This is a genomic window from Kribbella steppae (assembly GCF_004342025.1).
GTDB lineage: Bacteria > Actinomycetota > Actinomycetes > Propionibacteriales > Kribbellaceae > Kribbella > Kribbella steppae.
In genome coordinates this window covers 773,888-796,870 of record NZ_SLWN01000001.1, presented here as the reverse complement: position 1 = coordinate 796,870, position 22,983 = coordinate 773,888, and the positions used below count along the sequence as shown (strand labels likewise).

Genomic DNA, 22,983 nt, shown 5'->3' with positions numbered 1-22,983 from the left:
GGGGGTCCAGTTGTCGTCAGCGTGCCGCGCGCCTGGTGGAGGTGTCACCGTTACGAACGCAAACTCCGTTGTGTTCATTGTGCTCACGCCAAAGATGGCGCGATCCGGCCGTCGGCAGCACAATCAAGCCGTGACTGCGAGGTGGCGAGCGCGCTTGGGCCGGCGTCGATGGACGCTGGCCGGACGGATGCTGGCCATGCAGCTGCTGATCGTCCTCGTCGTCCTGGTCGGCGTCGCCGCGGTGTCGCTGGCCCAGTCCGACGCCCGCTTCCACGAGACCGAGGGCAAGCGGGCCCGTGACATCGCCGAGGGGTTGGCCGTCATGTCCGGCATCCGGGGCGCGGCCGCCACGAACGGCGCCTCCTTGCTCGTCCAGGCGCAGACCCAGGCGGAGTCCGGCCGCACCTTGTCCGGTTCGACGTACGTCGCGGTCGCCTTGCGGGACCGGCGCATCATCGTCTCCTCCGATCCGTTGCCGAAGAACTCCGTCCGACGGTTGCAGGCGACGGACGCGTTCCAAGGCCGCTCCTGGGTGGGGCACGACGAGGAGACCGGCGCCGCACTCGCGATGGCACCGATCCTCAACGGGGTGAGCGGGAAGACTGACGGCGTGGTGGCGGTCGGCCGGCAGTACCCCTCGGTGCTGGACAACCTGCGGGAGGCACTGCCCAACCTGCTCACCTATCTCGGCATCGCCAGCCTGCTCGGCATCCTCGGGTCATTGCTGTTGGCAAGAACCGTGAAGCGCCAGACCCTTGGCCTGGAGCCGCGCGAGATCACCGGGCTGGTGGAGCAACGCGAGGCCCTGCTGCACGGCATCAAGGAAGGCGTGCTGGCGGTCGACCTGCAGCGGCGGATCACGATGGTGAACGACCAGGCGGCCCACCTGCTCGGCATCCCGCTGGCCTCGGCCGGGCGTGCGCTGGGGGAGGTGGACGAGACCGGTCGGCTGCTGGAGATCTTCGACCGGCCCGAGCCGACCACCGACCAGATCCTGCCGCTGCACGGCCGCGTCCTCACCCTGAGCCGGATGCCCGTCCGCAGCCACGGCCGGCAGATCGGCTGGGTCGCGACCTTCCGCGACCGGACCGAGTTGCTCGAGCTGCAGCGTGAGCTCGACCTGACCCGCAACACGACCGACACTCTGCGAGCGCAGGCGCACGAGTTCAGCAACCGGATGCACATCGTCAGCGGGCTCGTCGAGCTGGGCGAGTACGAGGAGGTACTGCGCTACATCCAGCAGGTCGCCGCGGACCAGACCGAGCTGACCGCGGGCGTCACCGCTCGGGTGGCCGATCCGGCCGTCGCCGCGCTGTTGATCGCCAAGTCTTCCCAGGCCGTCGAGCGTGGAGTCGTCTTCGAGATCGAGCCGGGCAGCCTGCTGCCGCGCTTGGACGAGCGGCTCGCGACCGACGTGTCGACTGTCCTCGGCAACCTGGTCGACAACGCGCTCGACGCCGCCGCGGGCGCTCCCGATCCGTTCGTCGCGGTCGAGGTGCTCGAGCGTGATGGCGCCGTACGGATCCAGGTCCGGGACTCCGGGCCTGGCGTGGACAGTGCGATGCAGCATCGGGTCTTCGCGCACGGGTTCAGTACGAAGAACAGCGAGGCCGGCGATCACGGGATCGGGCTGGCGCTGGTGCGGGTGATCTGCCGGAAGCGCGGCGGCGACGTGACCGTGCACAACGACGCGGGCGCCGTGTTCGTGGCGACTCTGCCGATGCTGGCTCCGGTGGTGCGGGCATGATCCAGGTGCTGGTCGTCGACGACGACTTCATGGTGGCGCGGCTGCACTCGAGCGTGGTGTCCCGGCAGCCCGGGTTCGAGGTGGTCGGTGCCGCGCGCAACGGCACCGAGGCGCTCGCCGCCGTACGTTCGTTGCGGCCGGACTTGGTCCTGCTGGACATCCATCTGCCGGACATGAGCGGTCTGGAGGTACTGCGGCGGTTCCGCGAGTCGTCGGCCGACTACCCGGTCGATGTGATCGTCATCAGCGCGGCGCGTGATCTCGACAGCCTGCGTACGGCGTTGCGCGGCGGAGTGTTCCAGTACCTGGTGAAGCCGTTCGAGATCGAGTCGCTGCGGAGCAAGCTGACGGAGTACGCCGAGCATCGGTCCGAGCTGCAGCGCCTGACGGACATCGACCAGGCGGAAGTCGATCGGGTGTTCCGCGCGCAGGGGAGCCGCGGGCCTTCGACCGCGCCCAAGGGGATCAGCCCGGAGACGACGGACCTCGTGGTCCAGGCGCTGGGAGACGCGCCGGACGACGGCATGTCCGCGAGCGACTGTGCGGCGGTGACCGGCCTGTCCCGCAGCAGCACGCGTCGGTATCTCGAACACCTCGTGACCATCGGCAAAGCGGAGATGCGGCCCAGGTACGGCGTGGCCGGCCGGCCCGAGCGTCGATACCACCTCCTGCGACGCTAGGGGAGTCGCTCGCCGATCGCTGCGAGGGCTGTGTCGCGCGCAGTCAGGACGTGGGCCTCGGCGAGTTCGCGGGCCCGGGCGGCGTCGCGGGTGATCAGCGCGTCGAGGATGCCGCGGTGTTCTTCCAGCGCGGCGGTCCGGCGCAGCTGCGACTGGTTCGTGAAGGCTCGATACCGCGCCATCTGACCATCGACCTGCTCGTGCAGCCTGGCCGCCCACCCGTGGGCCGCGATCTCGGTGATCTCGAGGTGGAAGTCGTGACCGGCGTTCATCGCGTCCTCGGCGAACTCGACCAGCCGCTCGTTCCGCGCCACCAGCCGGGTGAGCGTCTCCGCCGCCTCATCGGTCATCCGCTCGGCCGCCTCCGCGGCCATCAACCCCTCCAGCGCTGCCCGGACGGTGTAGAGCTCGTCGATCTCCTGGGCGGACAACGACCGCACCACCATCCCGCCGGTAGGCAGCTGATCCACCAGGTCCTCGGCGAGCAACAGGCGGAGGGCCTCACGCAGCGGCGTACGGCTCACCTGCATCTGCTGGGCGAGCTCCGGCTCGAACAGCCGGCGGCCCGGTGGCAGCTCGAGCGACAGGATCTGCCGCTTCAGCTCGGCGTACACGACCTGGCCGCCGGAGGCGCGCCGCAGTTTGTCCGTCATCTGGTCTCTCCCTTTGCACACTTGTATACAAGTATGCTTCTTTAGTCTAGTCATCGTAACCGCCAGATCGGAGCAGCGGATGGCATCAGCGCAGCGGACCCGCCCGGAGGCGCTGCTGTCGTTCACCGAGGCCGTCCTGCGCGCCGAAGGTGTGCCCGAGTCCGACGCACACCTCCTGGCCGACACCCTGGTGACCGCCGAGCTCTGGGGGCACGCGTCCCACGGCATGCTGCGGCTGCCTTGGTACGTCGCCCGCCTCCGCAGCGGCGCGATGGCACGGGTCACCCGGATCGAGCGCGTCCGCGACTCCGGTGCGCTGGTGGTGCTCGACGGTGCCAATGGCATCGGGCAGGTGGTCACCGACCACGCGATCTCGTTGGGCGTCGAGCGGGCTCGCGAGTACGGCGTGAGCGCGATCGGCGTCCGGAATTCGGGCCACTTCGGCACCGCGGCGTACTTCACGCGCAAGGCCGCCGATCAGGGCTGCGTGGCCCTCCTCAGCACGAACGCGAGCCCGGCGATGGCGCCGTGGGGAGGTCGGCACAAGAGCATCGGGACCAACCCCTGGTCGATCGCGGCCCCTGCCGGACGGCACGGGACCGTGGTGATGGACCTGGCCAACACGGCCGTTGCCCGCGGCAAGGTCTACCTCGCGGCGGAGCGCGGGACCGAGATCCCCGTGGGCTGGGCCGCTGACGCCGACGGCAACCCGACCACCGACCCGCGCCGCGCGATCGAGGGACTGATCCTGCCGATGGCCGGGCCCAAGGGCTACGTGATGGCGTTCATGTTCGACGTACTCGCCGGGGTGCTCACCGGCAGTGCCTTCGGCGCCGATGTCGCCGGGCCCTACCAGCCGGATGCGCCGAGTGGGGTCGGGCACCTTTTGCTCACCATCGACATCGCCGCGATGGACGACCCGGCGTCGTACGCCGAACGCGTCGAAGCGCTCGTCGACGCGACCCGATCGGCCGAGACCGCCGCGTGGGCGGACCGGATCCTCGTGCCGGGCGAACTGGAAGACCGGAACCTCGCCGAGCACATCGTCACCGGAATCACCCTGACCGCCACCACCTGGACCAGCCTGGTCACCCTCGGCGCCGAGACCCAGGTCGACCTACCACCCACGGAGGAACTCGCCGCATGATCAGCCTCACCGTCTCCTTCCAGGTGCTCCCTGGACATCGCGATGCCTTCGCCGACGCGATCCGGACCCAGGCCGAGAACTCGTTCACCAAAGAGCCGGGCTGCTTCTACTTCGACGCCGGCCAGGACACCACCGACGACGACCACTTCACTCTGTACGAGTTGTACGCCGACGAGGCCGCGCTCGAGGCGCATCGATCGACCCCGCATTTCAAGGTGTGGCGGGAAGCCATGGCCGAGCACGTCGTACCCGGCAGCCTGGCCGTCACCGTGGCCCGCCGTCTCATCCACCACGCATCCGAGGACAACTCATGAACGAGCGGAGCGAGTTCATCATCAAGGACAGCATCCTTCGCGCCTCATCCGCGCCCGGAGCGAAGCGAGGACGTGGATGAGCTTCCTGATCCGTCCGGGCGAGATCGTCCCGTTCGACCGCGGCAACGGGGTCGTCACCCTGCCGTACGTCGGCCGGTGGAACTCTGAGATCAACCGGATCACCACCGGGCAGACCGTCTTCGCCCCGGGCACTGGACTTCCGCTGCACAGCCACAACGTCGAGGAGTCGGTTCTGATCCTCGAAGGTGACGCCATCGCGGAGATCGACGGTGAGCAGTTCGACCTGGTCGCGGGCGACGCGACCTGGGTCCCGGCCGGCGTGCCGCACCGGTTCCTCAACCGCGGCACCACCCCGATGCGGATCTACTGGGTGTACGGCGGCCGCGACGTCACCCGCACCATGACCGCGACGGGCGAGACCTTCGAGCACCTGTCGGAGAACGACCGCGGCGGGCTGAGCGCCCGATGATCACCACGATCAATCCGGCCACCGGGAAGACGCTGGCGAAGTACGGCGCGATGACCCCGGCCGAGCTCGAGCAGGTCGTCGTACACGCTGCGGAGGCGGCGGCGTCGTGGGGAGCGGTGCCGGTCAGTGCGCGGTTGGAGGCGCTGACCCGGCTGGCTGCGGAGCTTCGAGCCGCTGGTGACGGGCTCGCCGAGTTGATGACGGCCGAGATGGGCAAGCCGATCGGTGAGGCCGAGGGCGAGGTCGAGAAGTCCGCCGTCACTGCTGAGTACTACGCGGCTCAGGGTGGCGCGATCCTCGCGGACGAGCCGGTCGCGGTCGACGGTGCGCGGGCCTGGGTGTCGTACGAGCCGATCGGTGTGGTGCTCGCGGTGATGCCGTGGAACTTCCCGGTCTGGCAGGTCATGCGGTTCGCCATACCGACGCTTGCCGCTGGCAACGGGGTCCTGCTGAAGCACTCGCCCAACGTGACCGGGTCCGCGCTCGCGATCGAGCAGGTGTTCCGGGCCGCGGGGTTCCCCGAGCATCTGGTCCGCACGCTGGTGGTGGACGAGCCCGACGTACCGGCGACGATCGAAGGGCTGATCGCGGACGACCGGATCGCGGCGGTCACGTTGACCGGCAGCAATCGGGCCGGCGCCGCGGTCGGTGCGGCCGCCGGGCGCGCGTCGAAGCGGTCCGTGCTCGAGTTGGGCGGCTCGGACGCGTTCGTGGTGCTCGCCGACGCGGATGTCGACGCGGCTGCCGCGGCGGCGGTCCGGGCCAGGTTCACGAACTCCGGGCAGAGCTGTGTGTGCGCGAAGCGGTTCATCGTCGAGGCGGCGGTGGCCGACGAGTTCATCGACCGCTTCGTCGTCGGCGTCAAAGGGCTGGCGGTCGGCGATCCCACCGATCGTGGTGTGGCGGTTGGTCCACTGGCTCGCGACGATCTGCGGGCTGCCCTGCAGCGGCAGGTGGACGAGTCCGTTGCGGCTGGGGCGGTGCTGGCGACGGGTGGCGGAAGCATCGACGGGCCTGGGTACTTCTTCGAGCCGACGGTGCTGACCGGGACCGCTCCGGGGATGCCGGCGTTCGACGAGGAGACGTTCGGCCCGGTCGCCGCGGTGGCGGTGGCTCGCGATGCTGCGCATGCGGCGTCGTTGGCCGGTGCGACGCAGTACGGGCTGGGCCTGAGTATCTGGACTCGGGATGCTTCTCGAGGCGTCGAGCTGGCGCGGCAGATCACCTCGGGCGCGGCCTTCGTCAATGCTGTTGTGGCCTCTGATCCTCGGGTTCCCTTCGGCGGGACGAAGCGGAGCGGTTACGGACGTGAGTTGGCTGCCCACGGGCTCCGCGAGTTCACCAACATCCGGACCTACTGGGTGGCCGGCTGAGGTTGAGACGGTTGGGCGGGCCGGCGGGGATTCACCCTACGATGGGAGGGTGAGCGAGATCATCGAGCTGGCCCGCCGGGCGCGGGAGGCGTCGTACGCACTGGCGGAGGCCTCCCGGGCGACCAAGGACGCGGCGCTGCACGCGATGGCGGCGGCGTTGCGGGCGAACACGGACGCGATCGTCGCGGCGAACGCAAAGGACGTGGCGTCCGCGCGGGACGCCGGTACGCCGGAGTCCACGGTCGACCGGCTGGCGCTGGACCCGGCCCGGGTGGACGCGATGGCCGCCGGTCTCGAGCAGCTCGCCGGGCTGACCGACCCGGTCGGTGAGGTCGTTCGCGGCTACACGCTGCCGAACGGGCTGGAGCTTCGTCAGGTGCGGGTGCCGTTCGGCGTGGTCGGGATCATCTACGAGGCCCGCCCGAACGTGACCGCCGACGCGGCCGGCATCTGCCTGAAGTCGGGCAACGCGGTGCTGCTCCGCGGCTCGTCATCGGCCGCTTCGTCGAACGAGGCGATCATCGCAGTACTGCGGGAAGCCGCCACCGAAGCCGGTCTGCCGGCTGATGTGATCCAAGGCGTGCCGACGGACCGGGCCGCGGTGAAGGAGCTCATGCAGGCACGCGGGCTGGTCGACGTACTCATCCCGCGCGGTGGTGCCGGGCTGATCCAGACCGTGGTGACCGAGTCGACCGTGCCGGTGATCGAGACCGGCGTCGGCAACTGCCACGTGTACGTGGACTCCGAGGCGGATCTGGATCTCGCGCTGACGATCCTGCTGAACGCCAAGACCCAGCGTCCGAGCGTCTGCAACGCGGCCGAGTCCCTGCTGGTGCACTCGTCGGTCGCCTCGGACTTCCTGGCCCGAGCGCTGCCGGCGCTGGCCGAGGCGGGGGTGACGGTCCACGGCGATGCGGCAGTGGTTGCCGCTGGCAAGGATGTGGTCGCGGCGACCGAGGACGACTTCGGCAAGGAGTACAACTCGCTCGACCTGTCGGCGGCCGTGGTCGACTCGCTGGAGGCGGCCGTGCAACACATCCGCCGCTACAGCTCCGGTCACACCGACGCGATCATCACCCGCTCGCAGGCCGCGGCCCGCCGGTTCGTCGCCGCGGTCGACTCGGCGGCGGTGGTGGTGAACGCCAGCACCCGGTTCACCGACGGCGGCGAGTTCGGCTTCGGCGCGGAGATCGGCATCTCCACCCAGAAGCTGCATGCCCGCGGCCCGATGGGCCTGCCGGAGATGACGTCGACGAAGTACGTCGTCACCGGCGAGGGTCAGATCAGGACCTGAGCCGACCTCGTCCGTACGCCGGGCGGCTCTGGAGACATCACCGCCAGGGTCGCCACGTACCCGGCGTCAACCTCGAGCTCAACGAGCTGGAACCCAGCCGGTGGACCAGTGATCGTTCGCAGATCAGCGCGAAGCCCGTCTCCGGTAGCCTTCACGACCGCCTCCTTGCGCGTCCAGTACGTCGTGAACTCGCGGGCCCGCTCGCCGTTCCGGGGGAGCGCCGCCAGCTCGGCTTCTGACAGGCTGATCCTCGCCAGGCCGTCAACATCGAGGCCCGGATCGACCTTCTCCACATCGAGTCCGACCGGGCGGTCGCCGATCGCAACGCCGACCAGGTCACCGGAATGCGTCACCGACAACTCGGCACCGTCGGCGCGCACCTTGCCGTGTGGCTTCCCGCACTCCGGGCAGGTCCGATCCAGCCTGATACTTGCTGCAGGCAACGACAGTCGGTTGGCCAGCAACCGACGTACGATCGTGCATCCCAGCAGGAATCTGGCCTTGTCGTCGGCGCGTACGTAGGCTGCGTACCTTCCCCGCTCGACCGGATCCAGGTCGTCGGCGAACTCGTCCCGCACCTGCTCGATCCGGCCCCACCACACCTCGACCTCGGTCATACCGGTCCGGGCTTCCAGGTCAGCGAACCACTCCGCAGCTCGTCGACGATCGTGTCGATCCAGCGCACCTCGGCCTCGGTGATCGCCCTCAGATACTCGGTCTCGAGCAGGGCCCACCGGGGGATGTCGTGGTCGCCGGTCAGTTCGGCGTCGAAGTCGGCGATGCGTTGCGTCAAGCGGTCCCGGCGGTCGGCAAGCAGTTCGCCCGCGGTCTCCGGCATCAGCAGCATCACGAACGACAACGCGGCCGGGAACTCCGGGAACTCGTTGCGCGGCGTGGTGAGCATCTCGGTGAGCCACTGCCGGCAAACGGTGCGCCCTTCCTCGGTCAGGTGGTACGTCGTCCGCTCGGGATAGCGCTCGTCCCGCTCGGTCGAGCCGATCGCGATCAATCCGCCGTCCTCCAGCCGGTCGATCATCCGGTAGAGGCTGGTGCGCTGGCCGACGTTGACTACCTGGTCCTTGCCCCACTGCTTGATCAGCCGCTGCATCCCGTACGGGTGCAGCGGCCCGTTCTCGAGCAGGCCGAGGATCGCGAGGGCCAAAGGGGAACGGCGAAGGGTCACGCGCGTCAGCTTACGTGTTTGCGAAACTAGTTGCAATGAAACTAGATCGTGTGTGACTATCGAGCCATGGAGACAACGGAACTCACTCAGGGCGCGGTGGAATCCCGCGACGGCACCCGGATCGGGTACTGGAAGACCGGTCACGGCCCCGCGGTCGTCTTCGTGCACGGCAGCATGGAGTCGAGCCGCAGCCATACGCTGCTCGCCCAGGCGCTGGCCGACGACTTCACCGTCTACCTGCTGGATCGGCGCGGGCGAGGGCTGTCCGGTCCACACCGGCCGGACCACAGCGTCCGTACCGAGGTGGAAGACGTCGAAGCCGTGCTCACACTGGCTGATGCCGAGTTGGCGTTCGGGGTGAGTGCGGGTGGTGCAGTCGTGATGGAGGCGGCGCGCACGCTGCCGGTCCTTCGCAAGGTGGCGGTGTATGAGCCTGCGCTGGTGATGGAAGGCGACAGCCATCGCGTCTGGCTGGCGCGCTTCGACCATGAGATCGCCCGTGGTGATATTCCGGGCGCGATGGTCACCAGCATGTTCGGTCTGCACCTGGCGCCGTCGTTCCTGAAGGTGATGCCGCGGCGGATGCTGACGGGGATGACCGAAAGGATGCTGGCCAAGGAAGAGCGTCAGCTCGGCGCCGACGCGATCACCATGCGCAAGCTGGCACCGACCATCCACCAGGAAGGTGCGCTGATCGCCGAGCTGGCCGGGACGTTCGACGCGTACCGCGAGGTGTCCGCGGAGGTGCTGCTGATGGGTGGCAGCAAGGGGTTGGCGGCGCTCAAGCCGTGGCGGGACACGTTGGAGAAGGCGCTGCCGCACTGCCGGCGGATCGAGTTCGACGGCCTCGACCACGGCGCGTCGAGTGACCCGGGCGGGACCAATCCGCGGGGAAGCGCGAAGGCGGTCGGCCGGATCGCGGCAGAGATCAAGGCGTTCTTGTCTTGATGGCCGTTTGGTAGGCCCAGTCGACGGCTTCTGCGATATCGGTGACGGGATAGCGGACTGCCTGTACGACGCGGTCCTGACCGACCACGAGCACGACTCGCTTCAAGCGTTCGTAACCGCCGGCGCGGAAGGTCGGCAGCCGAAGTGCGGCGGCCAGCTCCAGATCCAGGTCGGACAGGAGCGTGTGCGCTATCTCCTCGGACGCTGCGAAGGCTCGCTGCTCGTCCGGGCGCTGGGTGCTGACGCCGCGGACCGCGATCCGTTCGGCGGCGAACTCGTCGTACCGCGCGGCGAAGAGGCGGTTCTCCAAGGTGCACCCGCTGGCGCCGGCGATCTCGCTCCAGCCGTCCGGCAGCGGGGTCGGCCGGCCGGTTGCCGGATACCCGAACAGCACGGTTGCCCGGGCGTCCGCGTCCACCACGTCGAGCGTCGTACCGGCTGTGGAAGGCAGTTCGATCCCGGGTACCCGGTGGCCGACGAGTTGGTGGAGTCGCTGCGCAGGCGGTTCGTCATCCGCGTTGGTGCCGGTGAGTGAGCCGTCGCCGAGGAGCCAGCGGTCGCCCCAGTCCTGGAGCGCGACCAGCACGGGCAGCAGCGCGCGGCCGCGTGGAGTGAGGCGGTAGGCGTAGCGGGTCGGGCGGTCCTGGTACGCCGACCGTTCGACGATCCCGCTGTCGAGCAGGCCGGTCAGTCGCTCGGTCAGGATCTTGCGGGAGATGTGCAGCGACTCCGCGAGTTGGTCGAAGCGATCGAGGCCGCGGGCCAGGTCGCGGACGATCAGCAGTTCCCAGCCGTCGCCGATCACACCGAGGGACTGCGCGATCGCACAGTCCGGCTCGGGTTCGAAGCTGCTCCGCCGCACGTCGACCCCCAATCCGGTTGCCACCACGCTAGCCCGGCAACTAAGTTCCTATTAGGAACTCACTCTACCTGGGGGTGCCATGTACTGGCGACGGATCGCGGAACTGCCGGGCTGGCTCAAGGCGGTGATGCTCGGTCAGTTGGTCAGCTCCGCAGGGGCGCTGGCGTGGATCTACCTGACGCTCTACCTGGTCGAGGACCGCGGGATGTCCGCGCAACAGGCCGGCTTCGCGGCGGCGGCCTACGGCGTGGGGTTGCTCGGCGGGAATCTGGGTGGTGGCTGGTTCGGTGATCGCTTCGGCCTTCGGTCAGCCGCGGTGGCCAGTCAGTTGTTGTGGGCGGTGGCGTGTGTGGCGATGCCTGTCGTGCCCCCTGCTGGTCTTGGAGTTGTGGCTGGAGTGGCTGGGCTCTTCGGGGGAGCGAGTCGGCCCAATCTGAGTGCGCTGGTCGCCACCGCGCTGCCGGATGAGCGTCGGCGGGAGGGCATCGCGTTGTCGCGTACGGCGAGCAACGCCGGCTTCACCATCGGGCCTCCGCTCGGCGGACTGCTGGCGGCGTACGACTTCTCGCTGGTCTTCGTCCTGGATGCGGTGTCGAGTCTGGTGCTCGCGGCGATCGTGTGGCGGTGGGTGCCGGCTGGGCGTCGTACCGTCGCTGTCGCGTCGGCAGGGATGTGGCGGGCGTTGGTGCGGGACCGGTCCGTGGTGGTGCTGCTGGCAACGATCGTGGTGGTGGACACGGTGTATCGGCAGGTGTTCGCGACGATGCCGCTGTTGTTGCGGGATGCCGGGTCGCCTGCGGTCGCGTACGGCGTACTGATCGGGTTGAGCTCGGTGGTAATCGTCTGCTGTGAGGCGCCGCTCGCCGTACGGCTGCGAGGTCATCGGGCCTTGCGCGTGATCGCGGTGGGATTCGCGCTGGTGGGGGCGGGGTTGGCGGTGCTCGGCATCTGGCCGGCGTTGGCCGGGGCGACGGTTGCGATCGTGGTGATCACGGCGGGGGAGATGCTCTACAAGCCGACGGCCACCGCTCACGTCGCCGACGCGGCGCCGATCGGGATGGTCGGCAGGTATTCGAGTCTGTACGCCGCCGCGTCGATCAGCGGCATGTTCCTCGCGCCTGCTCTCGGTGGATCGGCGTATCAACATGCGCCGGGGTTGCTCTTTCCGGTCGCTGCCGCGCTCGCACTTGCGGCAGGCGTCGTACTAATCCTGGTCGGGGAGCGGCGCCGGGCGGCTCTCCCAGCGGGTCGACAGGACGACCGTCGTCCGGGTGCGGACCACACCGTTGACGCGGCGCAATGAACCCACGACCGCCTCGAGTTGGGTGACGTCGGGTACGCGGACCTTCACCACGAGTTCCTGGTCGCCGGCCACGAACCAGCAGTCCTCGACCGCGACGATCTCGCGGACCTGGTCGACGATGTCGTCGGTCTCCACGTCGTCGCGCTGGAACAGCCCGATCAACGCGCTGGTGCCGAGCCCGACCTGGTCCGGCGCCACCACCGCCCGGTACCCGAGCAGCACGCCGCGCTCCTCGAGCCGGCGGACCCGTTCCTGGACGCTCGGGCCGGACAAGCCGACCACGCGACCGAGCTCGGCCCAGCTGGACCGGCCGTTCTCCCGGAGTGCCTCGATCAGCTGGCGGTCGATTGCGTCCATCGGCACGAACCTCCCCGTTCACCACAGATTCAAAGGTCTGCGGCCTAGCCTACCTTTAATTCGTTTGTATAGCCTGCACGTTCGTCGTAGAATCTGTGATGTCGGGATCGTCCGTCCCGAGACCGTCGTATCAACCCAGTGAAGGAATCATGATCACCCCCGAAGTCGCCCGTGCCCATATCGACGAGCTGCATCGCGTCGCCGCGCAGTACCAGCGCGCCCACGCCGCACCGTCCGCCTGGCGCCGGCTGCTGACCCGTTACATCCGCCACAGCTGACCCAATGCGCGCGACCGGTAGCCCGCCCGGGCGCCCGGTCGCGCTCGTGTCGGTGATCACGAGATAGGCTCTGCGTCATGCAAACGCACCTGCTGCCGCTGCTCGCGGCTGTCGAAGAGGCCGGCTCCGAGGCGTCGCACATCTCGCCGTGGTGGTACGGCGGGTTCTCCCTGTTCGTGCTCGTCCTGCTCCTCGTCATCACAGTCATCATGGGCAACGGCCGGCCGCACAGCTGAGCGGCTTGACGAAGGGCTGACGTGGCATCTGTGGAGCGGGTACGGCGCCTTGGCGTGATGGGCGGCACGTTCGACCCGATCCACCACGGGCACCTGGTCGCGGCCAGCGAGGTGCAGTCGTACTTCGACCTGGACGAGGTGATCTTCGTCCCGACCGGCCAGCCGTGGCAGAAATCCGAGCGGAAGGTCTCGCCGCCCGAGGACCGCTACCTGATGACGGTCATCGCCACCGCGTCGAACCCCCGGTTCTCGGTCAGCCGGGTCGACATCGACCGGCCCGGGCCGACGTACACGATCGACACCCTGCGCGATCTGTCCAAGCTGTACCCGGACGCCGAGCTGTTCTTCATCACCGGCGCCGACGCGCTCGCCCAGATCCTGACCTGGCGCGACGTGGACGAGACGTTCAAACTGGCCCAGTTCGTCGGCTGTACCCGGCCCGGCACCGAGGGTCTCGAACTGCCGCTCGACAAGCTGCCGATGGATCGGATCACCCTGCTCGAGGTACCCGCGCTGGCGATCTCGTCGACCGAGTGCCGGGAGCGGGTCGCGAAGGGGAATCCGACCTGGTACCTCGTCCCGGACGGCATCGTCCAGTACATCGCCAAGCGTGAGCTCTACACCAACCGTTAGAAGGAACTACATGCCAGCCAGCGAACGTGCCATCGAGCTGCTCACCGCGGCGGCGGAAGCTGCCCACGACAAGAAGGCCGAGAACGTCCTCGCCTTCGACGTGTCCGAGCAGCTCGCCATCACCGACGCCTTCCTGGTCGCGTCCGCCTCGAACGACCGCCAGGTCCGCGCCATCGTCGACGCGGTCGAGGAGAAGCTCCGGGTCGACTTCGACGCCAAGCCGGTCCGCCGTGAAGGCGCCCGCGAAGGCCGCTGGGTGCTGCTCGACTACCTCGAGATCGTCATCCACGTCCAGCACTCCGAGGAGCGCAGCTTCTACTCCCTCGAGCGGCTCTGGCGCGACTGCCCGACGATCGCCTTGCCGTCGCCGGTCCCTGGTTCCGCCGCCGAATGAGCGCCGGCCGTCTGATCGTCTGGCGTCACGGCCGGACCGAGTGGAATCTGCAGGACAAGATCCAGGGCCAGGCCGACATCCCGCTCGACGACGTCGGCGTCTCCCAGGCCCAGGCCGCGGCCGCTCGGCTGGCATCGTTGGCTCCGACGCGCCTCTTCGCCAGCGACCTCCAGCGCGCCGCCGCCACCGCTCGTGAACTGGCCGCGCTCACCGGGTTGAAGATCGAGTACGACGAAGCGCTCCGCGAGATCGACGTCGACGACTGGGCCGGCATGACCATGGCCGAACTCGCCGCCATCCACCCCGAGGCCGCCGCCCGCATCCGCTCCGGCGAACCCCAGCGCCGCGGCACCGCCGGCGAAACCGTCGAAGAAGTCGCCCTCCGCTTCTCCGAGGCCCTCGGCCGGGTCGCCTCCCAGGGCACCTCGGAAGACACCATCGTCGTCGCCACCCACGGCCTGGCCGCCCGCGTCGGCATCTGCCTCTTCCTCGGCATCCCCCAGGACCATTGGCCCGCCTTCGGCGGTCTCTCCAACTGCAACTGGGTGTCCCTGCTCCCCAGCCGCAACCACCGTTGGCGCATCGAAGAATGGAACGCCGGTTCCCTCCCCGAACCCGTCATGAGCGACGACCCCCAACGCTGAAACGACACCTGCTCCACGGCGGCTCTTCTTCGCGCCGCCTCCGGCGGCAGCCGAGAACCGTTGTCCGGCACGCTGTGTTCGGTGGCTCTCCTGGGGAGGCCAGTGGGCGCACTGGGAGGGGTGACTGAAGGCAACGTCGGTGCTTCGCGGGAGGTCTTCTGGCCGCCTCCGGCGACTGCCGTGGAGGGGCCCCACCCGATTTTTCTTTGACGCCACTCATCCGCTAAACTTCCGGAGTCGCAAGACACCGCGGGGCTTTGGCGCAGTTGGTAGCGCGCTTCCATGGCATGGAAGAGGTCAGGGGTTCGAATCCCCTAAGCTCCACCGCAGCTCAGAGGCCGGTTTCCCACTCGGGACACCGGCCTTTTGCATGACCTGACTAGTGGCTGTTCGATCGAGTCGAGAGCAGAGCACGTCGTGCGCGGCAGAGAGGTGCTGCCGCGCACGGCCGCCGTACGTGGTGCTGCGGCATGGTAGATGGTCCGGAGACCCCGACGTCAGACCTTCCGGATCCGGTCGGCGATCTCCGGCCTCGCCGCGAACCCGGCCGCCTTGTACGTCGCGACGCCGCCGACGTTAGAGCTCGGCGTGCACACGCGCACGCTCGACGAGCCCATCTCTCGCAGTGCGGCCGCCCCGGCGACGGTGATCGCCCGGCCATAGCCGCGGCCGCGGTGGTCCGTATGGACGCCCATCGGCTCGACCAGTCCCGGCTTCCCCGGGCCGGCCGACCAGACCGTCACCACCGCCGCGGTGTTGCCCTGGTCGTCGTAAGCACCCAGGCATCGGGCGTCGGCGTAGAACGGTCCCGCGGACAGCTCGTGCCGGTATTCGCGCGTGGGCCTCGTGGTGTTGAACGCGGACCGCAGGACGTCGGCGAAGTCCTGTGCCTGTTCCAGGCCGATCGCCTTGATCCACACGTCGGGGTCCTCCACCGCTTCGGCGAGGTCGCGGAAGAGCGGCGTCCACGGCTCGTCGACACCCCAGCCCTCCTTGGTCAACAGGTCGTGGAGCAGCAGGCCCTGCGGCGCCTCGATGGACACCGCTCCTTCCGGCAGCACGCCGCGCTCAGGCAGCGAGAAGTCCTCGACGAGCCGCCGCGCCAAGTCCTCGTCCTGGAAAGCGTCGGGAGCGACTGTCATCCGCACCAGTGTCGGCGAATCCAGCATCCCGACGGCGAGGATCCGTCCGTCCCGGCTCCAGGTCCGGACCACCGCGGCCGTCTCGGCCGTTCCGAACCGGTAGTTCCAGCCGATGTCCCCGGGATGCAGCTGCATCGGCGCTTCGTCGTGCTGCCACTCCCGCAGCGCCGCAATAGCCTCGCGCACCCCGTCGGCCGTCGGCGTACTCAGCAAAATCGTCATAGCCGGGATCTGACACCCCGTCTCGGTGGCGTGCAACCGATTAAGTAACTGAGTGACTAACGGTTTCGGGACAGGATCTTGTCCATCGCTTCGGCGCCCTCGGTCAGCACGGAAGTTTCAGCCGTCTCGGCCCTGCCATGTGGTCACGCAGACTTCGTTCCCCTCCAGGTCGGCAAGCACCCAGAAAGCGGGGGCACGCGTCGCGGACACAAGTCGGCCGCCAGCCGCCAGTGCGGTCTCGACGCGCCGTGGTGCCTCGTCATGCGGAACACAGATGTCGAAGTGGATGCGATTGCGCTGCGACCGCGCCCGGTCCATCTGCTGGAACCAGATGGCCGGGCCCTGCCCGACCGGGTCGACGAGCGGATCCTCCGGTCCCTCGGCCCCCGCCTCATCGGTGTAGCCCAGCACCGCCTTCCAGAACGCCCGAATCCCGGCAATGTCCAGTGCATCAATCGCGATCTCCAGTATCTGGACGGATCGCGGTGCCCCTGTTCCGATTTCGGGCTCCGCCAGAAACCCGGACCTGTCCGCGGTGGCAGAGATCCGAAGCGCGAGTTCGACATCCCGGGTGGTAACCGCTGCGCGCTCCAACGACTGCAGAGTGAAGACGACCCGATCGGGGCGGACATCGACCCGAAGGTGCCGGTCGGCGTCGTCGCCGCACGCCGCGACAGCGTCCGCTGCCAAGCCGATCGCCCGAGCCAACGACCCGACCGGGACCGACGTTCGCAAAGTGCCCAGCAAGTAGCGCCACCCAGAGTCCTGCACCGCCTCCGACGCTTTCTGCCGACTCAATATCTGTTCCATGGCCGCATCCTTGCAGCCCCCCACGGTCACCCCGCCTGCCCTAAGCTCCACCAGCAGGATCCGCAGGTCATCCCTGAAGGAGCGGGGCCGGTCAAGAGTTGCTGGTGACCGTTGTTCTGCTTCTCCGCTGAGGTTTGGGACGCGCCGAAGTAGGGCGTCGGGGTCAGGGCTCGGGCGTAGCCCGACCGCGATAGCGGCCGAAGGGCCTTGACGTCGGCGTCGTTCGGCGCACGATGTGGGCGGCGGAGAAGGAGTTTGCGGTGGGCTCCGTTGCTGAGTCGGATGGGTTGGGCGTAGCGCTCGTCATGGCCGGTGTCCCGGTGGTGGCAGTCCTGGTGGGGGCTGCTGTCATCCCTTCGCCGCGGCGGGGCGGCATGATGGGGTTCGCGGTCCTGGGTCGGCGGGGTCAATCAGAAGGGCGACCACGCCACGAGTGGGGGTCTTGACCTGCACGACCCGCGCCGACCGGTTCCGGGGCGAGACTGGCGGCTCATGCCGCCGTCCTCGCGGGAGGGTTCGTTTGATGGTTCAGGGCGCGGACGTGGTGGTCGCGCAGCGAGTAGTAGACGTACTCCAGTTGTCGGCGCCCGGCCGCGACGACACCGATGTTGTGTCCGCGGCGGGCAGCGACCCGGTCGCGGAACTGCCCGACCACGCTGGTTTCGGGCAGGATCTGCACCGACTCCACCACCGCCCAGCGGACCAGCCGCGAGCCCTGCTTGGTGATCCGGCCGCGATGGACGTGGGCATCGGACTCGTGATGGGTCGGTGTGAGCCCGGCCCAGCAGGTCAGCTGCTCCGGCCGCGCGAACCGGTCGATGTCGCCGATCTCGGCAACCAGCACCGCGGCCAGGGTCGGGCCGATCCCGGGGATCTGCTGCACCGCGATATAGCCCGGATCGCCCGCGAGCCGGCCCCGCACCATGCCGGCGACGTGATCGATCTCGAAGTCGAGCGCGTCCATGATCCGGCGCAGCGACCCGATCCGGGCCGCATACGGCGCCGCGAGCTCCAGCCGGTCCAGCAGCGCGGTGCCCTCGACACCGAACAGGTCGCTCACCGCCACCTGCACCCCGCACTTGGCCAGGACCGCGTGCACCTCGGCCTTGCAGTGTGAACGCAACCCGACCAGCTTCTGGCGGTGCCGGACCAACTCACGAAGTTCCCGGGTCGCCGGTGGCGCGATCCACGCCTCGGGCAGCCGCCCCATCCGCAACAGATCAGCCAGGTCAGCGGCATCACGCTCATCGTTCTTCACCCGCCGGTACTCAAACGCCTTCACTCCCAACGGATGCGCCAGATGCACCCTCGCGCCCTGCTCCCGCAGAGCATCGACCGCCCAATACCAGCCATAGGTGGCCTCCAACACCACCTCCGGGCTCTCCCCGGCCCGGGCGATCACCGCCGCCAAACCATCAACGTCGTTGACGATCCGGACCCGCTCGAGCACATCCCCCGCGGCCGTCATCCGCACCAGCACCGACCGGCGACGGTGCAGATCCATACCCACAAACTGCCGTCCCGCGTAGCCTTCCATCAGGGGCCTCCTTCGTCGTGAAACGCGAGCAACCCCAGCATCCGCCGGGGACCCACGAGGAGCGGAGGCCCCGCTCCTTCATCGCATCAGGAGGCACTCCCGCCCCCTGACCTGTTCTCGTAGACGCGACGTGCCCGGCCTGGTTCACTACCTTGGCCTAAGGTCTCGACCAGCGGTTGCAAACAACCAGGGGAAGGAGCCACCCGTGCTGAAGCAGGTCGCGGAGGGTGTGCTGATCCACCAGAGCGAGTTGATCGCGAACAACACCGTCGTCGTCCAAGGCAAGGCCGGCGTGTTGCTCATCGACGCCGGCATAACGGGCGATGAAATGGCTTGCCTCGCGAACGACCTGTCCGATGTGGGCCAGCCCGTTGTGGCAGGCTTCTCGACGCATCCCGATTGGGATCACGTGCTCTGGCACCCCAAGCTCGGCGAAGCGCCCCGCTACGGTACCGCCCGCTGCGCGGCCTTTATGCGAGATCTGCGGTCGAACCCGGACTGGAAGGCACGCGTCGCCGAGGGGTTACCGCCGGAAATCGCCGAGGACACACCGCTGGACCTGTTCGGCCTCATTACCGGTCTGCCTGCCGGAACGACGCAGATTCCTTGGGATGGCCCTAAAGTCCGGATTATTGAGCATCCGGCACATGCCCCGGGCCATGCGGCGCTGTTGATCGAGGAACGCAGGGTTCTCGTCGCCGGCGACATGCTTTCTGATGTCCTGATTCCGATGCTCGACGACTCCGGTGACGTGATCGAGGACTACCTCGTTGGGCTGCAGCTGCTCGAGGGCGTGGCGGACGACGTCGATGTCGTCATCCCCGGTCACGGGTCCGTCGGCAGAGCTGATCAGGTACGCGCACGGATCGACCAGGATCGGGCGTACCTGCATGCCTTGCGTGACGGCCGCGTTCCCAGCGACCCGCGGCTCGGCCCATCGGCTAAGCCCGGCTGGGAGTGGGTGAGCGACATACACGAAGGGCAACTCCAGCAACTCGCCCGACGAAGCGAGGGCGACGGGACGCCCGACTAGCGATCCGATCCGCCCAGCGAACCATCATGACCCTCGCCCATGGCATGGGAAGAGGTCAGGGGGTCGAATCCCCTAAGCTCCACCGCAGTCAGAGGCCCTTCCCCGACTGGGAAAGGACCCCTGCTGTTTGACCCGGGAGGCTAAGACTCCAGTTCCTTCCTGTCCGGTGTGGTCAGGCAAGCGCCTTGGCCTTGAGGGAGTCATACTCCGTCTGCGTGATCGTTCCGGAATCGAGCAATTCCTTGGCGCTGGCAATTTCTTCGGCCGGGCTCTTGGAAGTGGAAGTGCTTGCAACCTCCTGGATGTACTTCTCCTGCTCGGCCTGCCGCTGCGCAAGCGCCGTCCTTTGCCGCTCGTTCATGCTCCGGCCCCGAGCAATGAGGTAGATCAGTGCCCCCAGCCACGGCACGAAGATGAGTAGGATCGCCCAGCCGGCCTTTGCCCAACCGCTGAGCTCGCGGTCACCGAACAGGTCCCACAGGCAACGGAACCACACCATCAGTGCGGCGATCCAGATGAAGAACCAGAAGCTCCATAGGAGAACTTCCCCGAAGTCATTCGTCATTGCGTCCACGGCCATTCCCTCCAAGAGATGAGCGCACGCGCCGCCCGGTTCACCCAGGTCGGCCCTCATGACCTGCGCCTCCGACAGGCGTCACGCTTCGCATTGCAGCATGTCCGGACTGTCCAGTGCGTCACTCACGAGGGATGAACTATCGGGGTGCGTCGCCGCCCTCTCGTGGTCGTCAGGCTCCTAGACCTGTCGCACCTCAATCGGCGGACATATGGCGCGGATCTGTTGTTGTCGGATCACAGTGAGTGACCGGAGTCGGCAGACCGGGAGTGTCCGTGTCGAATATGTGTCGATGCTCGGCAGCCTCAGTGCCCACGGGCTGTGACTTGACCCTGACGGTGCGTGGTTCCCCCAGGCTGCGACTTCGAGGACCTCACTTGCTCTGACACCGGGCCGGGAGAGCAAGTCGTCAGGCGAAACACCGAGAAGGAAGGGAATCCGTGACTCGGTTCGACTACGTCATCGCCGGAGCAGGCTCAGCTGGGTGTGAGCTCGCCAACCGACTCTCCGAGAATCCTGCCGTCAACGTGTTGCTGGTCGAGGCAGGCGGTCAGGACACCAGCCCGCTCATCGCCATGCCGGGAGGCGCGACCGAGCTAATGGGCGACCCGGCAACCGCGTGGCACTACCCCACCCGGCCGTTCGGCCTCGCGGGCTGAAGCAGCGGATGGTGCCCCTGGCAAACGTTGCCAGGGGTGCCGGCACCCGGCCGCGTTCACCGATCAGCGGCCAGCACTGCCGCGAGGCCCTCTTGGAGATCCTTGACGAAATACTCGGGAACCTCCAGCGACGGGAAATGTCCCCCGGTTTCGGGCGACCTCCATCGGACGATCTGCCGGTACCGCTCCTGTGCCCAAGGGCGCGGACACTTCTCGACGTCGCGGGGATACGCAGTGATTGCTGACGGGACGTCGACCCGAAGTTCGGGGTCCAGCGAGTTGTGGCTTTCGTAGTAGATGCGGGCCGCCGATGCGCCGGTCCGCGTCAGCCAATACAGGGTGACGTCGTCGAGAACGCGGTCTCTGGAAATCGTCTCGAACGGGCTGTCTTCGGTGTCTGACCACTCGGCGAACTTGTCAAGGATCCAGGCGAGCAGCCCGACCGGTGAGTCGACGAGCGAGTAGCCGATGGTCTGCGGCCGGGTCGCCTGCTGCTTCGCGTACGCCGCGCGGTGGCGCCAGAAATCGCGGGTTTCCTCGGCCCACTTGCGCTCGACCGCCGTCAGCCCGTCGGTTGTCAGACCGGGCGGTCCCTCCGCGAACGTTGAGTGGATGCCGAGAACGTGGGCCGGGAACCTGCCGGCGAGGACCGTGGTGATATTTCCTCCCCAGTCGCCGCCGTGGGCTGCGAACTTGCTGTAGCCGAGCCTTCCCATCAGTTCCACCCAGGCGGCCGCGATCTTTTCGGTTCCCCACCCGGTGGTGGCCGGCTTGTCGCTGTAGCCGAAGCCTGGTAGCGACGGAACCACGACGTGGAACGCCGGTGCGTCCGCATTTTTCGGGTCTGCCAGCTCGTCTACTACGTCGACGAACCGAGCAATGCTGTCCGGCCAGCCGTGCGTCAGGATCAGAGGAGTGGCCTCTGCGCGCGCGGATCGGCGGTGCAGGAAGTGGATTCCCAGATCATCAATGGTCGTGCGGAACTGACCAATCGAGTTGAGGCGCTCTTCGAACGACCGCCAGTCGTACCCGGTGCGCCAGTAGTTCACGACGTCGACGAGGTCGGCGAGAGGAACGCCCTGTTCCCATCGGCGAGGGTCGGGCGCGGCGCGATAGACCGTCTCGGCCTCCGGCAGCCGCGCCGCGGCTAGTCGGGCGCGCAGATCGTCGAGGTCAGCGTCAGTCGCGTGGGCTTCAAATGCTTGCACGTCGCTGGTTGGACGGGGCATGAGACCTCCTGGCCATCGCGGAACCGGCTGCGAACCGTTGCGAACCGGCTAAGACGGTTCTACCAGGCCTTCCTGCCGGCGCGCAACCAGCTAAGGTGGTTCCATGCGTGCTGGGTTCCCTGACTTTCGCCTCGGTAGCGTGCTAGCGACCAGCTTCACGGGGACTCTGTCGGAGCGTCATGGCGACGCTGTGGAGCGCATTCCCACGCCGCACCGACTCGTCGACTGGCTGGCAGTGAACGGCCTCGCCGTGGACTCCTGCACCACCGCCCAGCTCGAACTCGCCCGGGAACTGAGGGAGTCGATTCACGCCGCCGCGACAGCGGCCGCGATCCAGGACGCTCTCCCTGCATCTGCTGTCCAAGTCATCAACGACTGCAGCGCTCAGGGTCGGGCCGCGGCCATCCTGACACCCGAGGGTGAGCGGCGATGGAGGCTCAGCTCGGCTTCCTGCGTGGAAGATGCCCTCAGCGTGATCGCCGCCGACGCGATCAGCATCATCGCGGGCGAACGAGACGGAAAATTGGCCTTGTGTGCATCGCCAACCTGCCAAGCCGCCTTCTTCGACACCAGCCAGAGTCGCACCCGCAAATGGTGTGACATGAACACGTGCGGGAATCGTCAGAAGAAGGCGCGCTTCAATGCCAACCGGCGCAAAAACCCCACGCCGGCATGATCCCTCGCGGTCTGACCGCCCCGCCTAACTCCGTGCTGGCGATGCCCTCGGGCTGCCAGGGCTGTGGAGAACGCGAGACCATGGATCGGATTGTGAGAATTTCTGCCGGGAGACTGTCGGATCCGGGGTGAGGCGTTCGTTGCAGGGGTGAGAGGCGGCCGGAGGGAGGCCGCCGGGACAAGGAGTGATGAGATGCCGCGATACCTGATCTCGTTCGAGAAGGGTGCGATGGACCACATCCCCGAGGAGGACTTCCCCGAGGTGGGCAAGACCTCCCACGCCGTGATCCAGGAGGCCAAGGACGCCGGCGTGTTCCTCTTCGGCGGCGGGCTGAGGTACGACGACGGCGACGTGGAGCACGCCGTGGTGGGCACGGACGGGGTGGTCACCGACGGCCCGTACCCGGAGAGCAAGGAGCTCATCGGCGGCGTCATGATCGTCGACGTACCCACCCGGGAGGCCGCCCTGGAGTGGGCCGCAAAGATCGCGGTCGCCTGCCGCTGTGCGCAAGACATCCGCAAGTTCATGTACGACCCGGACCTGATCGAATGAGATCACGCTGACG

At 68.0% G+C, this 22,983-nt stretch carries 28 protein-coding genes and 1 tRNA gene; 19 read left to right on the top strand and 10 right to left on the bottom strand.

Annotation, left to right across the window (positions count from 1 at the left end):
• Positions 1-130: 130 nt before the first annotated feature.
• Entirely contained in the window at positions 131-1,747 is a 1,617-nt protein-coding gene (locus EV652_RS03695; RefSeq protein WP_199237979.1) for a sensor histidine kinase, read from the top strand.
• Positions 1,744-2,427, top strand: coding sequence for a response regulator (locus tag EV652_RS03690; RefSeq protein ID WP_199237978.1), 684 nt, complete (start codon positions 1,744-1,746; stop codon positions 2,425-2,427). Before EV652_RS03695 ends, EV652_RS03690 begins: the two co-directional genes overlap by 4 nt.
• On the opposite strand, the gene EV652_RS03685 is transcribed toward EV652_RS03690, so the two are convergent.
• Positions 2,424-3,080 (bottom strand): GntR family transcriptional regulator, encoded by a 657-nt coding sequence (locus tag EV652_RS03685; protein ID WP_132207486.1) that lies wholly within the window; start codon positions 3,078-3,080, stop codon positions 2,424-2,426. The genes EV652_RS03690 and EV652_RS03685 overlap by 4 nt on opposite strands.
• A gap of 79 nt (positions 3,081-3,159) precedes the next feature.
• Between EV652_RS03685 and EV652_RS03680 the strand changes: the two genes are divergently transcribed.
• The 5 genes from EV652_RS03680 to EV652_RS03660 all read left to right on the top strand — a co-directional run bounded on the left by EV652_RS03680 (position 3,160) and on the right by EV652_RS03660 (position 7,698).
• A complete protein-coding gene (locus tag EV652_RS03680) occupies positions 3,160-4,227 on the top strand; it encodes an Ldh family oxidoreductase (protein ID WP_132207485.1) in 1,068 nt (355 codons plus the stop codon).
• Complete coding sequence (locus EV652_RS03675; protein WP_132207484.1) at positions 4,224-4,541, top strand: putative quinol monooxygenase; 318 nt, start codon at positions 4,224-4,226, stop codon at positions 4,539-4,541. The genes EV652_RS03680 and EV652_RS03675 overlap by 4 nt, the downstream gene beginning before the upstream one ends.
• Positions 4,542-4,617: 76 nt before the next feature.
• Positions 4,618-5,031 carry a cupin domain-containing protein gene (locus EV652_RS03670; RefSeq protein ID WP_132207483.1) on the top strand — a complete coding sequence of 138 codons (414 nt, stop codon included), beginning with the start codon at positions 4,618-4,620 and terminating at the stop codon, positions 5,029-5,031.
• Complete coding sequence (locus EV652_RS03665; RefSeq protein WP_132207482.1) at positions 5,028-6,404, top strand: aldehyde dehydrogenase family protein; 1,377 nt, start codon at positions 5,028-5,030, stop codon at positions 6,402-6,404. The genes EV652_RS03670 and EV652_RS03665 overlap by 4 nt, the downstream gene beginning before the upstream one ends.
• A gap of 49 nt (positions 6,405-6,453) precedes the next feature.
• The gene (locus EV652_RS03660) at positions 6,454-7,698 is read left to right on the top strand and encodes a glutamate-5-semialdehyde dehydrogenase (RefSeq protein WP_132207481.1); all 1,245 of its coding nucleotides are present in this window, start codon (positions 6,454-6,456) and stop codon (positions 7,696-7,698) included.
• On the opposite strand, the gene EV652_RS03655 is transcribed toward EV652_RS03660, so the two are convergent.
• Both EV652_RS03655 and EV652_RS03650 read right to left on the bottom strand, forming a co-directional pair.
• On the bottom strand, positions 7,683-8,315 hold the full coding sequence (locus EV652_RS03655) for a 4'-phosphopantetheinyl transferase family protein (protein WP_132207480.1): 633 nt from the start codon (positions 8,313-8,315) through the stop codon (positions 7,683-7,685). The genes EV652_RS03660 and EV652_RS03655 overlap by 16 nt on opposite strands.
• Positions 8,312-8,881, bottom strand: coding sequence for a PadR family transcriptional regulator (locus EV652_RS03650; RefSeq protein WP_199237977.1), 570 nt, complete (start codon positions 8,879-8,881; stop codon positions 8,312-8,314). The genes EV652_RS03655 and EV652_RS03650 overlap by 4 nt, the downstream gene beginning before the upstream one ends.
• Before the next feature lie 66 nt (positions 8,882-8,947).
• Between EV652_RS03650 and EV652_RS03645 the strand changes: the two genes are divergently transcribed.
• On the top strand, positions 8,948-9,829 hold the full coding sequence (locus EV652_RS03645; RefSeq protein WP_132207478.1) for an alpha/beta fold hydrolase: 882 nt from the start codon (positions 8,948-8,950) through the stop codon (positions 9,827-9,829).
• Here the strand turns inward: EV652_RS03645 and EV652_RS03640 are convergent.
• A complete protein-coding gene (locus EV652_RS03640; protein WP_242001528.1) occupies positions 9,810-10,715 on the bottom strand; it encodes a winged helix-turn-helix transcriptional regulator in 906 nt (301 codons plus the stop codon). The two genes, EV652_RS03645 and EV652_RS03640, sit on opposite strands and share 20 nt — an antisense overlap.
• Positions 10,716-10,770: 55 nt before the next feature.
• Between EV652_RS03640 and EV652_RS03635 the strand changes: the two genes are divergently transcribed.
• Entirely contained in the window at positions 10,771-11,994 is a 1,224-nt protein-coding gene (locus EV652_RS03635) for an MFS transporter (protein WP_242001527.1), read from the top strand.
• Here EV652_RS03635 and EV652_RS03630 read toward each other — a convergent pair.
• Positions 11,896-12,351, bottom strand: coding sequence for an Lrp/AsnC family transcriptional regulator (locus EV652_RS03630; RefSeq protein WP_132207477.1), 456 nt, complete (start codon positions 12,349-12,351; stop codon positions 11,896-11,898). The genes EV652_RS03635 and EV652_RS03630 overlap by 99 nt on opposite strands.
• 149 nt (positions 12,352-12,500) lie before the next feature.
• On the opposite strand from EV652_RS03630, the gene EV652_RS45700 reads away from it, so the two are divergent.
• The 6 genes from EV652_RS45700 to EV652_RS03610 all read left to right on the top strand — a co-directional run bounded on the left by EV652_RS45700 (position 12,501) and on the right by EV652_RS03610 (position 14,860).
• Positions 12,501-12,629: a hypothetical protein gene (locus tag EV652_RS45700; RefSeq protein ID WP_255512563.1), complete on the top strand. Its 129-nt coding sequence runs from the start codon at positions 12,501-12,503 to the stop codon at positions 12,627-12,629.
• Between the two features lie 77 nt (positions 12,630-12,706).
• Complete coding sequence (locus EV652_RS44470; protein ID WP_199237976.1) at positions 12,707-12,865, top strand: hypothetical protein; 159 nt, start codon at positions 12,707-12,709, stop codon at positions 12,863-12,865.
• Positions 12,866-12,886: 21 nt separating this feature from the next.
• Positions 12,887-13,498 carry a nicotinate-nucleotide adenylyltransferase gene (gene nadD, locus EV652_RS03625; RefSeq protein WP_132207476.1) on the top strand — a complete coding sequence of 204 codons (612 nt, stop codon included), beginning with the start codon at positions 12,887-12,889 and terminating at the stop codon, positions 13,496-13,498.
• 10 nt (positions 13,499-13,508) lie between these two features.
• On the top strand, positions 13,509-13,892 hold the full coding sequence (gene rsfS / locus EV652_RS03620; protein ID WP_132207475.1) for a ribosome silencing factor: 384 nt from the start codon (positions 13,509-13,511) through the stop codon (positions 13,890-13,892).
• Positions 13,889-14,536, top strand: coding sequence for a histidine phosphatase family protein (locus EV652_RS03615; RefSeq protein WP_132207474.1), 648 nt, complete (start codon positions 13,889-13,891; stop codon positions 14,534-14,536). Before rsfS ends, EV652_RS03615 begins: the two co-directional genes overlap by 4 nt.
• 251 nt (positions 14,537-14,787) lie before the next feature.
• Positions 14,788-14,860 (top strand) — tRNA-Ala (locus EV652_RS03610).
• 173 nt (positions 14,861-15,033) lie between these two features.
• On the opposite strand, the gene EV652_RS03605 is transcribed toward EV652_RS03610, so the two are convergent.
• The 3 genes from EV652_RS03605 to EV652_RS03595 all read right to left on the bottom strand — a co-directional run bounded on the left by EV652_RS03605 (position 15,034) and on the right by EV652_RS03595 (position 18,214).
• Positions 15,034-15,900 (bottom strand): GNAT family N-acetyltransferase, encoded by an 867-nt coding sequence (locus EV652_RS03605; protein WP_132207473.1) that lies wholly within the window; start codon positions 15,898-15,900, stop codon positions 15,034-15,036.
• A 117-nt stretch (positions 15,901-16,017) separates the two neighbouring features.
• Complete coding sequence (locus EV652_RS03600; RefSeq protein WP_242001526.1) at positions 16,018-16,740, bottom strand: 4a-hydroxytetrahydrobiopterin dehydratase family protein; 723 nt, start codon at positions 16,738-16,740, stop codon at positions 16,018-16,020.
• A 460-nt stretch (positions 16,741-17,200) separates the two neighbouring features.
• Positions 17,201-18,214, bottom strand: a complete 1,014-nt coding sequence (locus EV652_RS03595; RefSeq protein ID WP_199237975.1) for an IS110 family RNA-guided transposase — start codon at positions 18,212-18,214, stop codon at positions 17,201-17,203.
• Positions 18,215-18,452: 238 nt separating this feature from the next.
• Between EV652_RS03595 and EV652_RS03590 the strand changes: the two genes are divergently transcribed.
• Complete coding sequence (locus tag EV652_RS03590) at positions 18,453-19,280, top strand: MBL fold metallo-hydrolase (RefSeq protein WP_132207471.1); 828 nt, start codon at positions 18,453-18,455, stop codon at positions 19,278-19,280.
• Between the two features lie 172 nt (positions 19,281-19,452).
• On the opposite strand, the gene EV652_RS03585 is transcribed toward EV652_RS03590, so the two are convergent.
• A complete protein-coding gene (locus tag EV652_RS03585; protein ID WP_242001525.1) occupies positions 19,453-19,914 on the bottom strand; it encodes an SHOCT domain-containing protein in 462 nt (153 codons plus the stop codon).
• 380 nt (positions 19,915-20,294) lie between these two features.
• Between EV652_RS03585 and EV652_RS45695 the strand changes: the two genes are divergently transcribed.
• Positions 20,295-20,513 carry a lycopene cyclase family protein gene (locus tag EV652_RS45695; protein WP_132207470.1) on the top strand — a complete coding sequence of 73 codons (219 nt, stop codon included), beginning with the start codon at positions 20,295-20,297 and terminating at the stop codon, positions 20,511-20,513.
• A 56-nt stretch (positions 20,514-20,569) separates the two neighbouring features.
• On the opposite strand, the gene EV652_RS03575 is transcribed toward EV652_RS45695, so the two are convergent.
• A complete protein-coding gene (locus tag EV652_RS03575; protein ID WP_132207469.1) occupies positions 20,570-21,742 on the bottom strand; it encodes an epoxide hydrolase family protein in 1,173 nt (390 codons plus the stop codon).
• 103 nt (positions 21,743-21,845) lie between these two features.
• On the opposite strand from EV652_RS03575, the gene EV652_RS03570 reads away from it, so the two are divergent.
• Both EV652_RS03570 and EV652_RS03565 read left to right on the top strand, forming a co-directional pair.
• Complete coding sequence (locus tag EV652_RS03570; RefSeq protein WP_132207468.1) at positions 21,846-22,418, top strand: CGNR zinc finger domain-containing protein; 573 nt, start codon at positions 21,846-21,848, stop codon at positions 22,416-22,418.
• Positions 22,419-22,610: 192 nt separating this feature from the next.
• Positions 22,611-22,970: a YciI family protein gene (locus EV652_RS03565; RefSeq protein WP_132207467.1), complete on the top strand. Its 360-nt coding sequence runs from the start codon at positions 22,611-22,613 to the stop codon at positions 22,968-22,970.
• Positions 22,971-22,983 lie beyond the last annotated feature (13 nt).